The 14,515-nt window shown below is 64.5% G+C and carries 16 protein-coding genes and 1 riboswitch; of the genes, 9 read left to right on the top strand and 7 right to left on the bottom strand.

Annotated elements, in window-relative coordinates; all coding sequences use genetic code 11:
* Positions 1-18 precede the first annotated feature (18 nt).
* From CK489_RS14810 to CK489_RS14790, 5 genes are all read left to right on the top strand, one after another.
* Complete coding sequence (locus tag CK489_RS14810; RefSeq protein WP_095733640.1) at positions 19-1,077, top strand: class I SAM-dependent methyltransferase; 1,059 nt, start codon at positions 19-21, stop codon at positions 1,075-1,077.
* Positions 1,074-1,841 carry a peptidoglycan editing factor PgeF gene (gene pgeF / locus CK489_RS14805; protein ID WP_095732770.1) on the top strand — a complete coding sequence of 256 codons (768 nt, stop codon included), beginning with the start codon at positions 1,074-1,076 and terminating at the stop codon, positions 1,839-1,841. The genes CK489_RS14810 and pgeF overlap by 4 nt, the downstream gene beginning before the upstream one ends.
* 74 nt (positions 1,842-1,915) lie before the next feature.
* Positions 1,916-2,848 carry a MerR family transcriptional regulator gene (locus tag CK489_RS14800; RefSeq protein WP_095732769.1) on the top strand — a complete coding sequence of 311 codons (933 nt, stop codon included), beginning with the start codon at positions 1,916-1,918 and terminating at the stop codon, positions 2,846-2,848.
* A 102-nt stretch (positions 2,849-2,950) separates the two neighbouring features.
* Positions 2,951-3,559, top strand: coding sequence for a hypothetical protein (locus CK489_RS14795; protein ID WP_095732768.1), 609 nt, complete (start codon positions 2,951-2,953; stop codon positions 3,557-3,559).
* 179 nt (positions 3,560-3,738) lie between these two features.
* Entirely contained in the window at positions 3,739-4,692 is a 954-nt protein-coding gene (locus CK489_RS14790) for a ribose-phosphate pyrophosphokinase (protein ID WP_050628839.1), read from the top strand.
* A 151-nt stretch (positions 4,693-4,843) separates the two neighbouring features.
* On the opposite strand, the gene CK489_RS14785 is transcribed toward CK489_RS14790, so the two are convergent.
* Together CK489_RS14785 and CK489_RS14780 are read right to left on the bottom strand one after the other, a co-directional pair.
* The gene (locus CK489_RS14785; protein WP_095732766.1) at positions 4,844-5,650 is read right to left on the bottom strand and encodes an SDR family NAD(P)-dependent oxidoreductase; all 807 of its coding nucleotides are present in this window, start codon (positions 5,648-5,650) and stop codon (positions 4,844-4,846) included.
* Between the two features lie 119 nt (positions 5,651-5,769).
* Positions 5,770-6,351: a 6,7-dimethyl-8-ribityllumazine synthase gene (locus CK489_RS14780; RefSeq protein WP_095732765.1), complete on the bottom strand. Its 582-nt coding sequence runs from the start codon at positions 6,349-6,351 to the stop codon at positions 5,770-5,772.
* 77 nt (positions 6,352-6,428) lie between these two features.
* Positions 6,429-6,583, bottom strand: a riboswitch (FMN riboswitch).
* 443 nt (positions 6,584-7,026) lie between these two features.
* Between CK489_RS14780 and CK489_RS14775 the strand changes: the two genes are divergently transcribed.
* Together CK489_RS14775 and proC are read left to right on the top strand one after the other, a co-directional pair.
* Complete coding sequence (locus tag CK489_RS14775) at positions 7,027-7,527, top strand: type III secretion system chaperone family protein (protein ID WP_095732764.1); 501 nt, start codon at positions 7,027-7,029, stop codon at positions 7,525-7,527.
* Positions 7,528-7,654: 127 nt separating this feature from the next.
* Positions 7,655-8,533, top strand: a complete 879-nt coding sequence (proC, locus tag CK489_RS14770) for a pyrroline-5-carboxylate reductase (protein WP_198960976.1) — start codon at positions 7,655-7,657, stop codon at positions 8,531-8,533.
* 8 nt (positions 8,534-8,541) lie between these two features.
* Here proC and CK489_RS14765 read toward each other — a convergent pair whose 3' ends face one another.
* The 5 genes from CK489_RS14765 to CK489_RS14745 all read right to left on the bottom strand — a co-directional run bounded on the left by CK489_RS14765 (position 8,542) and on the right by CK489_RS14745 (position 12,904).
* Complete coding sequence (locus tag CK489_RS14765; RefSeq protein WP_095732762.1) at positions 8,542-8,952, bottom strand: thioesterase family protein; 411 nt, start codon at positions 8,950-8,952, stop codon at positions 8,542-8,544.
* 156 nt (positions 8,953-9,108) lie between these two features.
* Positions 9,109-9,312: a tautomerase family protein gene (locus CK489_RS14760; RefSeq protein WP_018269806.1), complete on the bottom strand. Its 204-nt coding sequence runs from the start codon at positions 9,310-9,312 to the stop codon at positions 9,109-9,111.
* Positions 9,313-9,437: 125 nt separating this feature from the next.
* Complete coding sequence (gene hisS, locus CK489_RS14755; RefSeq protein WP_502694130.1) at positions 9,438-10,937, bottom strand: histidine--tRNA ligase; 1,500 nt, start codon at positions 10,935-10,937, stop codon at positions 9,438-9,440.
* Positions 10,938-11,104: 167 nt separating this feature from the next.
* Positions 11,105-11,569, bottom strand: coding sequence for a YegJ family protein (locus CK489_RS14750; protein ID WP_245350451.1), 465 nt, complete (start codon positions 11,567-11,569; stop codon positions 11,105-11,107).
* Positions 11,570-11,824: 255 nt separating this feature from the next.
* Positions 11,825-12,904 (bottom strand): branched-chain amino acid aminotransferase, encoded by a 1,080-nt coding sequence (locus CK489_RS14745; protein WP_095732760.1) that lies wholly within the window; start codon positions 12,902-12,904, stop codon positions 11,825-11,827.
* A 330-nt stretch (positions 12,905-13,234) separates the two neighbouring features.
* Between CK489_RS14745 and CK489_RS14740 the strand changes: the two genes are divergently transcribed.
* Positions 13,235-13,783, top strand: coding sequence for a MarR family winged helix-turn-helix transcriptional regulator (locus tag CK489_RS14740; RefSeq protein ID WP_095732759.1), 549 nt, complete (start codon positions 13,235-13,237; stop codon positions 13,781-13,783).
* A 20-nt stretch (positions 13,784-13,803) separates the two neighbouring features.
* Entirely contained in the window at positions 13,804-14,508 is a 705-nt protein-coding gene (locus tag CK489_RS14735; RefSeq protein ID WP_095733638.1) for a response regulator, read from the top strand.
* Positions 14,509-14,515: the final 7 nt, after the last annotated feature.

Here is a 14,515-nt window from a genome sequence, read left to right as displayed (position 1 = left end):
ATCAAATTATCCGGGCCGATGCCGGTCTGGCGCTACATGGAATTGTGCCTGATGCATCCGCAGTACGGCTATTACCTGTCGCGCGATCCGCTCGGCCGCGAGGGCGACTTCACCACGGCGCCCGAGGTCAGTCAGATGTTCGGCGAGCTGCTGGGGCTGTGGAGCGCCTCGATCTGGCGCGCGATCGGCTCGCCCGAGACGTTCCGTCTGATCGAGCTCGGGCCCGGCCGCGGCACCATGATGGCCGACGCGCTGCGTGCGCTTCGCGTGCTGCCGCCGCTCTACCAGTCGCTCAGCATCCATCTCGTCGAGGTCAATCCGGTGCTGCGCGAGAAGCAGCAGGCGACGCTGACCGGCGTGCGCAACATCACCTGGCACGACAGCATCGACGATGTGCCCGAGGGACCGGCCGTCATCCTCGCCAACGAATATTTCGACGTGCTGCCGATCCACCAGATGGTCCGGCGCGAGACCGGCTGGCACGAGCGCACGGTCGGGATGGACGCCAACGGCAGCCTGTATTTCGCGCCCGCCCCCGAGCCGACGCCGCACTTCGAGGTGCTGCTGCCGCCGCTGGTGCGCGCCGCGCCGCTCGGCGCGGTGTTCGAATGGCGGCCCGACAACGAGATCATGAAGCTAGCGACGCGGGTGCGCGACCAGGACGGCGCCGCGCTGATCATCGACTACGGCCATCTGCGCAGCGACGCCGGCGACACCTTCCAGGCGATCGCGCGCCACAGCTTCGCCGACCCGCTGAAGAACCCCGGACAGGCCGACGTGACCGCGCATGTCGACTTCCAGGCGCTGGCGCGGGCCGCGGAGGACGTCGGCGCGCTCGTCCACGGGCCGGCGACGCAGGGCGACTTCCTCAAGCGCCTCGGGGTCGAGGCCCGCGCCGCAGGACTGATGGCGAAAGCCAGCCCAGAAATGTCCGCAGATATCGCCGGCGCACTGAAGCGGCTGACCGATTCCGGACGCGGCGGGATGGGCTCGATGTTCAAGGTCATGGCCATCTCCGACCCGCGCCTCACCTCGATCGCGGGCCTCAGCGATCAGCCTGACGAGACCGAACAATGACATTGGGATCACCGCTGCTGTCGGCCATTCCGGGCCTGCGCCACGCCTTCTTCTCGCGCGAGGGTGGCGTCTCCGAGGGCATCTATGCCGGCCTCAATGGCGGTCTCGGCTCGCACGACGATCCGGCCAATGTCACGGAGAACCGGCGGCGGATGGCCGAGCAGCTCGGCGTGCCGCTCGACCACCTGATCAGCGTGCATCAGGTCCACTCGCCCGACGTCGTGGCCGTGACCGGCCCGTGGAACGGCGCTGCACGGCCGAAGGCGGATGCGCTGGTCACGCGCATCGAAGGGCTTGCGATCTCGGTCACGACCGCCGACTGCGGCCCGATCCTGTTCGTCGATCCCGATGCGCGGGTGATCGGCGCGGCGCATGCCGGCTGGAAGGGCGCGCTGACCGGTGTGCTGGAATCGACCATCGATGCGATGGAGAAGCTCGGCGCCGAGCGCAGCGGCATCGTCGCCGCGATCGGGCCGCTGATCCGCAAGGAATCCTACGAGGTCGGCGGCGAGTTCGTCGAACGCTTCATCGAGGCCGATGCGGAAAACGGCATGTTTTTCATGCCCGCCGAACGCGACGGCCATGCGATGTTCGATCTCGCCGGCTTCATCCGCATGCGGCTGGAGAATGCCGGCGTGCTGATGATCGACGATCTCGGCATCGACACCTATTCCGACGAGCGCTGTTTCAGCTATCGCCGCTCGGTGCACCGCAAGGAAGCCGATTACGGCCGGCACGTTCACGCCATCGCGCTGGAAGGCTGACGCCGGACATCCTCACGATTTTTGTGCGACAAGCGGCTTGACTCTCCACCTGCTGGAGACCGGACAAGCGGCGCATGACACAACGCACCTACAGCATCGGCGAGGCGGCACGGCTCAGCGGAATTTCTGTCCGCAAGCTCCGCTTCTATTCGGACCAGGGCTTGCTGCCGCCGGCCGGCCGCACCGCGAGCGGCTATCGGGTCTTCACCGACGACGAACTGGTTCGCCTCGACCTGATCCGCTGCCTGCGCGATGCGGGGCTCGGTCTCGACGCCATCCGTGAGGTCCTGACCAAGGAGCTCTCGCTGGTCGAGGCGCTGAAGCTCCGCCTCGAGACGCTGGAAGCGGAGATCGCGGCGCAGCGCCGCGTCGCCTCGGCCCTGCGGGCTGCGTTGCGTTCACCGCAACTCACCGAAGCAGATTTGAGGAGATTCCTGACCATGACGCAGCTGTCCCGCACTGAACGCCGCAACGTCGTCGAACGCTTCTTCGAGAAAGTATCCGACGGCATCAACATCGACCGGAAATGGATCCGGCAGATGATCGAGACCAGCGTGCCCGAATTGCCCGACGAGCCGACGCCGGAACAATGCGATGCCTGGATCGAGCTGTCGCAGATGCTTAGCGATCCCACGCTTGTCGCCAACATGCGCGCCAACGCCGAAGACGTCTGGAATCATCACGTGCTGGACCTCGCCGCCTGGCAGCAGGGCAACGAGGCCGTGCTGGCGAGCGCCAAGGAGATCATCGCGCGTGGCCTCGGACCGAATTCGGAAGCCGGCCAGGCACTGGCGCGCGACTGGCTGGAGACGTCGGCGCGATTGCTGAAACGAGAACCCGATCTGGAATTCCGAACCTGGATTCGCGGCAAGTATGCGCTGCACGATGCCCGCGCGGCGCGCTACTGGGAGCTGGTCGCCATCATGCGCGGGCAGTCGCCGGACGCGAGCCCGAACCGCGAATGGGCCTGGATCACGGCAGCTATGCGGCACCATCTCTCTGACTGAGCAAGGAAATCCGAAACCTCGTGGCACGGCCACCGGATCGGTTAAGTGCTGTGGCCGTCCTGCCCTAGACGTTAAGCCGTTTTAACGATATCGCAGGACGCAATGAGGGAAGCGTCAAACCACCAGTTTCAAACTGGGACAGCGGTGCGTGCCGCGCTCGCGGCCACCTGGCTGGCGATCGCGTGTGCGCTCGGCGGCTGCGCGGCCGGCGGCAATGTCGCCGACTCCTATGCGATGGCCACCCCGGCGGGCAGCGGCGCAACCGTCGCGTTCGAATCGATCGACGGCCCGCCGCCCCAGGTGTTCGACCGCATGGTGGGTGTGCTCGACAGCGAATCCAAGCTGCGCAGCCTTTCGATCGTGTCGCGCGAAGGCGCTGCGGCCTATCGTGTGCGCAGCTATCTGTCGGCGCAGGTGGTGCGCGGCCGGACCATGATCGCGTGGGTCTGGGACGTCTACGACAGCAATCAGCAACGCGCGCTCCGGCTCTCGGGCGAGGAGCCCGCAGGCAAGGCCGGCCGCGACGCCTGGGCCGCCGCCGACGATCTGGTGCTGCGCAAGATCGCCCAGGCCGGCCTCAGTGGCCTCTCCAGCATGATCAATGGCGGCCCGGCTGATGGCCCGGCCCCAGCACCGGAGCTCCGCGGGCCGGCGATGGTCAGCGCCCCGGCCCCCGCCGAGACCGTGGCCCTCAGCTATTCCGCCAACTAACCCCCGGTATCTCCCGGGGAAATGCGTTTTTTGCCCAGGAAAACCGTGGCGAAGGCGACCTAATGGGTTGCCAGCGGAGCCGCCTGCCTGATATTCCCTCGCGCACCGAAAACCCGCCGGTTCTGTAAGGACTTGAGATGCTGAACGTCGTATCCAGCAAGGCGCGGGGGGAAGCATCGATGTCGGCAAAAAACGGATCCATCAAGCTCGTCGCCGGCAACTCCAATCCTGCGCTGGCGCAGGAAATCGCCAAGGGACTTGGCATCGAATTGACCAAGGCCGTGGTCCGGCGTTTCGCCGACATGGAGATCTTCGTCGAGATCCAGGAGAACATCCGCGGCTCGGACATGTTCATCCTGCAGTCGACGTCGTTTCCGGCCAACGACAATTTGATGGAGCTCCTGATCATCACCGACGCGCTGCGCCGTGCTTCCGCGCGCCGCATCACCGCGGTGGTGCCCTACTTCGGCTATGCCCGCCAGGACCGGAAATCCGGTTCGCGCACGCCGATCTCGGCCAAGCTCGTCGCCAACCTGATCTCCCGCGCCGGCGTCGACCGCGTCATGACGCTCGACCTGCATGCCGGCCAGATCCAGGGCTTCTTCGACATCCCGACCGACAATTTGTTCGCTGCGCCGCTGATGGTGCGCGACATCAGGGAAAAGTTCGACCTCGCCAAGGTGATGGTGGTGTCGCCCGACGTCGGCGGCGTGGCCCGTGCGCGCGGCCTCGCCAAGCGCATCAACACCCCGCTTGCGATCGTCGACAAGCGCCGCGAGCGTCCCGGTGAGTCCGAGGTGATGAACGTGATCGGCGACGTCGCCGGCTACAACTGTATCCTGGTCGACGACATCGTGGACTCCGGCGGCACGCTGGTGAACGCGGCCGAAGCCCTGATCGGGCACGGCGCCAAGGAAGTCTCGGCCTACATCACCCACGGCGTGCTGTCCGGCGGCGCCGCCGCGCGCATCGCCTCGTCGCGGCTGAAGGAACTGGTCATTACCGACTCGATCTTGCCGACCGAAGCCGTCAACAAGGCGCCGAACATCCGCCAGATCTCGATCGCGGGGCTGATCGCCGAAGCGATCGGCCGCACCGCGGCGGAAGAGTCGGTGTCGAGCCTGTTCGATTAGCACTCTGTCGTCCCGGCGAAAGCCGGGACCCATAACCACAGGGCTCCATTGTGGAACGCCGCTGTGGCCCCATCCTTCAACCAACAAACATTCGTGGCTATGGGTCCCGGCTCAAGGCCGGGACGACACTGAGTTTGCGGTAGCCGCCTCCTCAGAACCCCGGCCGCGGCACGTGGCTCATCAGCGTCCGCACGTAGCCGCCATCGACGATGATCTCTTCGCCATTGACATATGACGAGCGGTCGCTGGCCAGGAACAGCGTCGCGTCCGCCATGTCCTGCGGCGCGCCGATCCGGCGCATCGGCACCACGGCGGTGCGCCGCTCGGTGACCCCGGGGGTATCGTAGAAGGCCTGGCTCATCGGCGTGACGACCAGGCCCGGGCTGACCACATTGCTGCGAATGCCGTGCGGCCCCCATTCGGCGGCAAGCTGCTGCGAGAGCATCACGACGCCGGCCTTGCTGACGCTGTAGGCGCCGCTCTGGCCCTGCGCATTGCTGGCGGCGATCGAGGCGACGTGGATCAGGCTGCCGCGACCGGCCTTGCGCATCTGGCGGCCGAACGCCTGCGCGCAGATGAGATACCCGGTGAGATTGACCGCCAGCACCGCGTTCCATTCGGCAAGCGGCAGCGTATCGAGCCCGCCGGGACGCAGCACCGCCGCGGTGTTGACGAGGATGTCGCATGAACCAAGCGTGCGCGCGACGGCGTCGGCGACAGCAGCGACATTGTCCTCGCTGGTCGTGTCACAGCTTGCGACGAGATGGCCGTCGCCGAACTCGCGAAGCCTGGCCTTGGTCTCGGCCAGACCGCGTTCGTCGCGATCGAGTGCGGCGACTTTGACGCCGGCACGGGCGAAGCTGACCGCAGTGGCACGGCCGATGCCGCCGCCTCCGCCGGTGACAACGGCAACGCGACCCGACAGGCCGAGCCAGTCAGAGGAATGTTGTTCGGTCATGGGCGCCTCCCGCGCGTTCTGATTATGCCGGCAAGCATAACCGAACGCGCAGGCTACGAGAGCGATCCCGGCACGCATGCCGGAATCGCATCTTCGTCGGGCCTTAGGCTGTTGACGCGTTAGCCGGGTATCCCCGCCGCGACCTGGCCGCGCAGGCGTTCCAGGCTGAGCAGCGTGTTGGCGCAGGCTTCCGCGACCTCGATCCCCTTGATCACGAAGTGCTTGCGGAAGAAGTCGTAGTGCACCTCGGTCTCGTGGAACTGCTGCGGCGTCAGCACCGCCGAGAACACCGGCACTTCGGTGCGCAACTGCACATCCATCAGCGCCTTGATCACGGTGTCGGCAACGAATTCGTGGCGGTAGATGCCGCCATCGACGACGAGCCCGGCCGCAACGATTGCGGTGTAGCGGCGCGTCTTTGCCAGGAGTTGCGCATGCAGCGGGATCTCGAACGAGCCCGGCACCTCGAACACGTCGACATTGGTGATGTGACGGGCCTCGATCTCCTTCAGGAAGGAGATGCGGCATTCCTCCACCACATCGCGGTGCCAGGACGACTGCACGAAGGCAACGCGTTGCGGCTTTGCGAAGTGCGGATGCTCCGGCGCCGGCGGACCAGCCGGCGTGTCGGGAGCGCCTTCTGCTTGAGAGGTTTGGACTTCGGCGTTTTGAACTTCAGCGTCTTGCAACATCTGATTCATGGCTTTCCTCTTTCAGGACCAGAATCAGGGCATACGGACAACGACATTGACCCACGCGAAAACGCGAGGGCCGCCGCAACCGTTCTCTTTCATCCGGACTGTAACCGTCGGCTTCGGAATTGCACCGAATCTGCTGACCCTTCTTCCGGCTTCGCGGAACAAGGCGCTCGCGGGCTTGGGCTCATCACCCTTTACCGCCGGTGGGGATTTTCACCCCGCCCTGAGAACATCGGCACGCCCGGGATGGACGTACCTGACAGGAAATATGACCAAACCGCGACAGCCGGGCAAGGCCTTTGGCATGGGGAAACGGCATGTCCCCATGAGTGCGCCGCGGCTCTGGGAGAGCCGTCCAGAGCGCCCGAAGGCTGATTCATGTGTGCAGCAAGGCGCCTGCAAATGGTTAACAAATCGTTACTGGAATGCGGAGATTCCGATTTGTTCTCCAAATCACAAGTGTGGCGGAGATCAGCTGTGGACGATGCGCGCTTTGGCTGTGGACGGACTCGGCGTGCGGTTGCGCGGATTCCGCAAATCACATCACTTCATCGGCGTCAGGTCCAGGGGCATCCGGAAGCCCGGTCAAGGAGCTGTACTCGGCCACGACGCAGTATGTCGCAAGTGCCGGCTTCCGTGTGCGTATCAAGCGATCATAAGAACAAGGTCCGAGACGGCATGTCCCTCCTCGAAAGCACTATCGATTCCCGGAACAACCCGCTTGCGGTGGTCGAGGATATCGCCACCGACAACAACTGGGCGTTCGAGCGTTCCGGCGAAGACGAGGTGACGATCGTCTCCAAGGGAGACTGGATCGATTATCAGCTCTCCTTCACCTGGATGGGGGAGATCGAGGCGCTGCATCTCGCTTGCGCCTTCGACATGAAGATGCCGCAGGCGCGCCGCGCGGAAGTGCAGCGGCTGGTCGCTGCGATCAACGAACAATTGTGGGTCGGCCATTTCGATCTGTGGACCCACACCGGCATGGTGATGCATCGCCAGGCGCTGGTGCTGCCCGGCGGCCTCACCGCCTCGACCTCGCAATGCGAGGCCATGGTGGTCAACGCGATCCACGCCTGCGAGCGTTACTATCCGGCGTTCCAGTTCGTGGTGTGGGCCGGCAAGTCGACCGCCGAGGCGATGGCCGCCGCGATGTTCGATACCGAGGGCGAAGCGTAAGGGTTCGCGGCCTTTCCACACGTCTCGGTGTCGTCCCTGCGAACGCAGGGACCCATACCCCGCGGCCGCGGGGCTCACGCAAACTGCTTGTGGCTGACGTCACGCTTTACTAGAACCGCCTGTGGTTATGGGTCCCTGCGTTCGCAGGGACGACACAGAGTTTGCGGAGCCACCTGTGAGCACATCCAGCAGCGCACTGACGAATACGACCGGCGCCATCGCGCTTGCCGGCGCGGGCAAGATGGGCGGCGCGATGCTGACCGGCTGGCTCGCGCAGGGCCTTTCGCCGAAGCAGGTCGCGGTGATCGATCCGTATCTGTCGCCGGAGATCTCCGCACTCGCGGCAAAGGGCGCGCGGCTCAATCCGCAGGCGACCGAACTCGGCACGGTTGATACGCTTGTCGTCGCGGTGAAGCCGCAATCGTTCCGCGATGCCGGCGCTGCGTTGAAAGCATTGGTCGGCCCCTCGACGCTCGTGGTCTCGATCATGGCCGGCACGACCATCGCAGCGCTCGAAGAAGTCGTCGGCGGCGCGGTGGTGCGCGCGATGCCCAACACGCCGGCGGCGATCGGCCGCGGCATCACGGTGGCGGTGCCGTCAAAGCGCGTCACCACCGCGCAGCGCGCCATGACGGATGCGCTGCTGAAGGCGACCGGGCTGGTCGAATGGGTCGACGACGAAAGCCTGATGGACGCGGTGACCGCGGTCTCCGGCTCCGGCCCGGCCTATATCTTCCTGCTCGCCGAGGAGCTCGCCCGCGCCGGCGTCGCGGCCGGCCTGCCCGAGCAGCTCGCAACCACGCTGGCGCGCGCGACCGTCGCCGGCTCCGGCGAGCTGCTGCACCGCTCGGACCTGCCGTCGGCGACATTGCGGCAAAACGTCACCTCGCCCGGCGGCACCACCGCTGCGGCGCTGGAGGTGTTGATGGCGAGCGACGGCCTGCAGCCGCTGATGACCCGTGCGATTGCCGCCGCGACGCGACGCTCGAAGGAATTGGCGAAGTAGCTCTTCGCCTACTGCGCCTGACCTGACGTTGCGGCCAGCCGCTTGTTGAAGCTCTCGACATTGATCAGGCCGCGCGCGTGGCGGCCTTCGCCGAGCTTGCGGGTGCCTTCGAACGCCTCGACCTCGAAGCGGATCACGCGGCGCTCGACCGCGACCACTTTCGCGGTGGTCCGCACCGTGGCTCCGACGAGCGCGGCGGCAAGATGACGGATGTCGACCTCGGTCCCGACCGTAACCCAGCCGGGCTGCAACGCAGAGCGGATGGCATCACCCGATGCCATCTCCATCTCGAGGATCATCATCGGCGTCGCATAGACCATCGGCATATCAGGCACGAAATGCCCGACGGTGCGCTCCGGCGGCACCACCAGCATGCGTTCGGCGCTCATGCCGATCTTGATGAAGTCGCGTGCGTCCATTGGTGCCTCAAAAACACTATCGTCCCGGGCAAGCGAAGCGCGACCCGGGACCCATAACCACAAATATCAATTGATCGAAGGCTGGGGCCCCAGCGAGCACAACAACCGGCATCGGTGGTTATGGGTCCCTGCTTTCGCAGGGACGACGACGGTGAGTTACTTCTTCGCCGCAGCCGCGCGCTCGACGAACGACTTGCCGCCCTTCATCTTGTGATGCAGCGGCGCTTCGTTGATCTGGATCACGACCGCGTCGGCATCGACGCCGAGATTCTTCACCAGTGCCTGGGTGATGTCGCGCATCATGCCGAGCTTCTGCTCGTCGGTGCGGCCGGCGGCCATGCTCACGGTGATCTCAGGCATTGTTGCTCTCCCTCTTGTTGTCGCCATGGCCAGGCTGTTCCCGGCCATTCACGTCGGCGTGCATCAAACAAGAGGCGGATGCCCGGCACAAGGCCGGGCATCCCATCATGAGCGAATGGCTATCCCTATCTCAAGTCATGCCAGTTCAAAAGCTTCTGAACTTCCTCGACCAGAAAGTCCTCCGCGACCTTGACCTGCAGCAGAGCCTGCTTCTGCAAATACTCGTCCCGATCCTTCTCGATGGTCGCTAAGTGGGCTCCTAGAATCAGATTCTTGATGATGACTTGCGGCCCGGCGGGATCGTTCTTTTCATCTGAACCTTGAATAATTACGCAAGGCGCATTGCGACGATCTGCATATTTGAGCTGGTTGCCCATGTTTTTGGGATTGCCCAAATAGAGTTCGGCTCGGATGTTCGCGTCACGGAGCCTAGCGACCATCCTCTGGTAATCAGTGATACGCTCACGATCGAAAACGGTTACGACGACGGGCCCAAAATCTGGCCGCGCATCTTGATCGCCAAGCAAAGCGAGTGCTGCCTGCAAACGCGATACACCGATTGAAAAGCCGGTTGCCGGCACCGGCTCGCCACGGAAGCGTGAGACGAGACCATCATAGCGGCCGCCGCCGCCGACTGAGCCAAAGCGTACCGGTCTGCCCCTTTCATCCTTAGTTGGGAGCAACAACTCAACCTCGTAGACAGGCCCAGTGTAGTATTCGAGGCCACGAACGACGGAAGGATCGATACGGATACGGTCAGGCCCATAGCCAGCGGCACGTACCAACCTTCGGATCAATTCAATTTCGTGGAGGCCCTCCGTAACCAAGTCGGGAAGACTTCTTAACCCGAAAAATGACTTGAGGAACTGCTGGTACCTGCTTCGCGAGAATGGCTTCCGCCAAGATCGGTCGAAGAACTCGAGGAGCCGGTCGATGCGATCCCCTCTTTGTTCCCTAAGTCGAATATAGTCGAACGGCGCTATCGCTCTTACGACGGTATTTGCCTGGTCTGCACTTAACTGTGCACCTTTTGTAAAATCCCCACTTTCGTCTTTACGACCCTCGCCGAGGAGCTTTCTTATTTCAGCCAACGGAAATTTGTCGGCCTTATCAATTGCGCGCAGGACAGTCAGGCGTCGCGAAGCTTGGTCATCCCCTAGACCAATTGCATCGAGTAAACCGTCAAAAACCTTGCGGTTGTTCACCTTCACGACATAGGAGCCGCGGGGAATGCCGAGCGCTTCCATCGTGTCGGCCGCCATCATGCAGATCTCGGCATCGGCCGCCGGCGTCGCCGAGCCGACCGTGTCGGCGTCGAACTGCATGAACTGGCGGAAGCGGCCGGGACCGGGCTTCTCGTTGCGGAAGACATAGCCGAAACGATACGACCGGTACGGCTTCGGCAGCGCGTCGAAGTTTTCGGCGACATAGCGCGCCAGCGGCGCGGTCAGGTCGTAGCGCAGCGAGATCCACTGCTCGTCATCGTCCTGAAACGAGAACACGCCCTCGTTGGGCCGATCCTGGTCGGGCAGGAACTTGCCGAGCGCGTCGGTGTATTCCATCGCCGGCGTCTCCACCGGCTCGAAGCCGTAGAGCTCGTAGACGGCGCGGATCTTCTCGACCATCGCCCGCGTGGCATTGATCGCGGCCGGGCCGCGATCTTCCAGCCCGCGCGGCAAGCGCGCCTTCAGTTTCTGGGGTTTTTTGGGTTTCTCGGCCATTGGCGGCATTTATCAGTGGACGCGCAAGGCGGCAACCCGCTCTGCACCCCGCCGCGGCCAAAACGCCGGCTTTAAGGCTGCTCCATCCGCGCGCGAAGCGCGTCGGCGTCGGCCTTCGGCATCGATTTCAGCAGCGGCTTGATGGTCTCGCCGCCGACGATCTTGCCGTTACGCATGAACATCCAGTCCGAGATATCGGCCTGCTTGAACTCGACGAGGTCGCCGGCCTGCTTGCCCGGCAGGTCGCGCGGCTGGTTGGCGAACCGGCCGGAATAGCCGCCGTTCGGCAGTTTCTTCACCTCGCGCATCCAGATGTGCTCGCCTTCGTTGCGATGGGTCGGAAAGCGGACCTTCAGGGAGTGCTGGGTCTCCGACGGCTTTGGCGCCTCATAGGAGGCCCAGAATGCCGGGAGCGTCTCGCGCGCATGGGCGATCGCGGCATTCATCTCCGGGTCAGCCGTGCGAACATCGATCACGGGCGAGCGATCCTCCGCGCGCACGGTGCCCGTTCCGGAGAACGCGAACGCAGCCGTCATCAGCACGGCAGAAGTCAGACGTGTTACGAGAGTTTTGGTCATTTCATCACGCGCGTTGGGAATGTTTGAAGCGGAAGGCGAGACTTTGTCGCGCGCTCGCGGCAGCCCGTTCATGCGATGACGGCTGATAGCACGGAAAAATGACGACCGAAGCGAAGCGTCGGCGTGCTCGCTGGAGTTCCAAAGCACGAGCGCCCCTTCCTTGCACAGGAAGAGGCGCCAAAATGGATGCACGTCTGCGGTGGAACCGCAGTGTCAGGCGACGTTTCGGATCCAGTTATGCGGGTCGTTGGTGCGGCCATACTGGATGTCGACCAGCTTCTTGCGCAGCCCCATGGCGACCGGGCCGGCCACGCCGCCGCTGATCTGGAAATCGCCGCTTGCCGAGCACACCTTGCCGATCGGCGAGATCACGGCCGCGGTGCCGCAGGCGAACGCTTCCTTCAGCTTGCCGCTCGCGGCGTCGGCACGCCACTGCTGGATCGTGTAGGGCTCCTCGCGCACGCGCGTGCCGGCATCCTTGGCGAGCGCGATGATCGAGTCACGGGTGATGCCGGGCAGGATAGTGCCGAGCGGCGGCGTCAGCAGCGAGCCGTCGTCGAACGCGAAGAAGATGTTCATGCCGCCGAGCTCCTCGATGTAGCGGCGCTCGACCGCGTCGAGGAACACGACCTGATCGCAGCCACGCTCGATCGCTTCCGCCTGCGCGCGCAGGCTGGCGGCATAATTGCCGCCGCACTTGACCGCGCCGGTGCCGCCGATCGCGGCGCGCGTGTAATTCTCCGACACCCAGATCGACACCGGCGCGGGGCCGCCCTTGAAGTAAGAGCCGACCGGCGATGCGATCACCGAGAAGATGTATTCCGCCGACGGCTTGACGCCGAGGAAGACCTCGCTCGCGATCATGAACGGCCGCAGATAGAGACTGCCCTCGCCGCCCGGAATCCAGGCACGATCGATCCGCACCAGCTGCTCGACCGCCTCAATGAACACATCCTCGGGCAGCGGCGCCATCGCCATGCGCTCGGCCGAATCGTGGAAGCGGCGGGCATTGGCGTCGGGACGGAACAGGTTCACACCGCCATCATCGCGCCGGTAGGCCTTGAGACCTTCGAAGATCTCCTGGGCGTAGTGCAGCACCGCGCCGGCCGGATCGAGCGGGAAATTCGCGCGGGCCTCGACGCGGGCGCTGTGCCAGCCCTTGCCCTGGCTGTAGCGGACGATCGCCATGTGATCGGTGAAGACGCGGCCGAAGCCCGGGTCCACGAGCTTCGCTGCGCGGTCCTTGTCGGACGTCGCGTTCGGCGAAGGCTGGATGTCGAATTTCAAAGTCATTTTTCTTGCTTTCCGCTGTCGGAACCGGCGCGAGTTCGGGCGCCGGCCTGTTTCCCCCGGAGCCATCAGGCTCGGCTGGTCCGGACTTCACCACTTCCGACCGCAGGGCCGGTTTCCATCGCCAACATGCGGTTTAGACATGCTTTTGCGGAACGCTGAAGTCCAGTATGTTTGCCGAAATGCCGCTCGACAATCGCACGGTAGTCCAATTTGCGGCCCAAACCGCCACACAGGCTCTTTCAGGCCGCCTCAAACGCTGTCAGGGACAAAACGACCTAATGTTTCGTCGTGACAGGCAGTTTTGTAACATTGAACCCAAGATACGTCAATATGACTGACATAAATTTCTCAGGCATGGCTGCCAAGCCCGATTCGCAGGGAGATGATCATGCTCCTGCGGCGGGCGGACGCGACCTGCGCTGGGACATCATCGAGCTGCTGTTCTTTGCCTACCGCGACTTTGTCGGCGACGCCGACCAGGAGCTGGAGGCATTCGGTTTCGGCCGCGCCCACCACCGCGTCATCCACTTCGTCACCCGCTATCCCGGCCTGAAGGTCGCGGACCTGCTCGACGTCTTGCGCATCACCAAGCAATCGCTCGGGCGCGTGCTCAAGCAGCTCTTGGACGAAGGCTACATCGTGCAGAAGACCGGCAACAACGATCGCCGGCAGCGCCTGCTCTATGCGACGCCGAAGGGCGAGGCGCTGGTCGCCAAGCTCGCAGGGCTGCAGACCGACCGCATCAACCGCGCGATCGCCGGCATCGATCCGGCCGGCGTCGAGACGGTTCGCCAGTTCCTCCGCGCGATGATCGACCGCGACGATCCCGACAAGGTGCTCGAAGCGATCTTCGGCGGCGGCAAGAAACCAAGGGAGTGAACCCGGTGCAGGCTGCAACCATGATGCGCGCGCCGGTCGAGCCGGCCGACGACGCGCCGCACCTCCTGCTGGTCGACGACGACCGGCGTATTCGCGACCTGCTGTCGCGCTTTCTGTCCGGCGAAGGCTATCGCGTCACGACGGCGATGAGCGCCACCGACGCCCGCGCCAAGCTGCTCGGGCTGCATTTCGACTTGCTGATCCTCGACGTGATGATGCCCGGCGAGAACGGCTTCGACCTCGCCCGCTTCATCCGCACCTCCTCCACGGTGCCGATCATCATGCTGACCGCCCGCCATGAGGCGGAGGCCCGCATCGAGGGCCTGCAGATCGGCGCCGACGACTATGTCGCCAAGCCGTTCGAGCCGCGCGAGCTGGTGCTGCGCATCGGCAATATCCTCAAGCGCACCGCGCCGCCGCAGGTCGTGACCGTCGAGCAGATCGCGTTCGGCCCCTACATCTTCCACATCGAGCGCAGCGAGCTGCGCCAGGGCGAGGAGATCATCCATCTCACCGACCGCGAGCGCGAGATGCTGCGTATCCTCGCCAGCGCTCCCGGCGAGACCGTGCCGCGCGCCGAGCTGACCTCTGGCGGCACCGTCAACGAACGCGCGGTCGACGTGCAGATCAATCGCCTGCGGCGCAAGATCGAGCACGATCCCGCCAATCCGCTGTTCCTGCAGGCGGTCCGCGGCATCGGCTATCGCCTGGTCGCCTCGCCGTAAGATCCAG

It is taken from the genome of Bradyrhizobium sp. UFLA03-84, from assembly GCF_002289535.1.
Classification (GTDB): domain Bacteria; phylum Pseudomonadota; class Alphaproteobacteria; order Rhizobiales; family Xanthobacteraceae; genus Bradyrhizobium; species Bradyrhizobium viridifuturi.
Note: the sequence above shows the minus strand (reverse complement) of the source record. Positions and strands in the feature narration are given on the sequence as shown.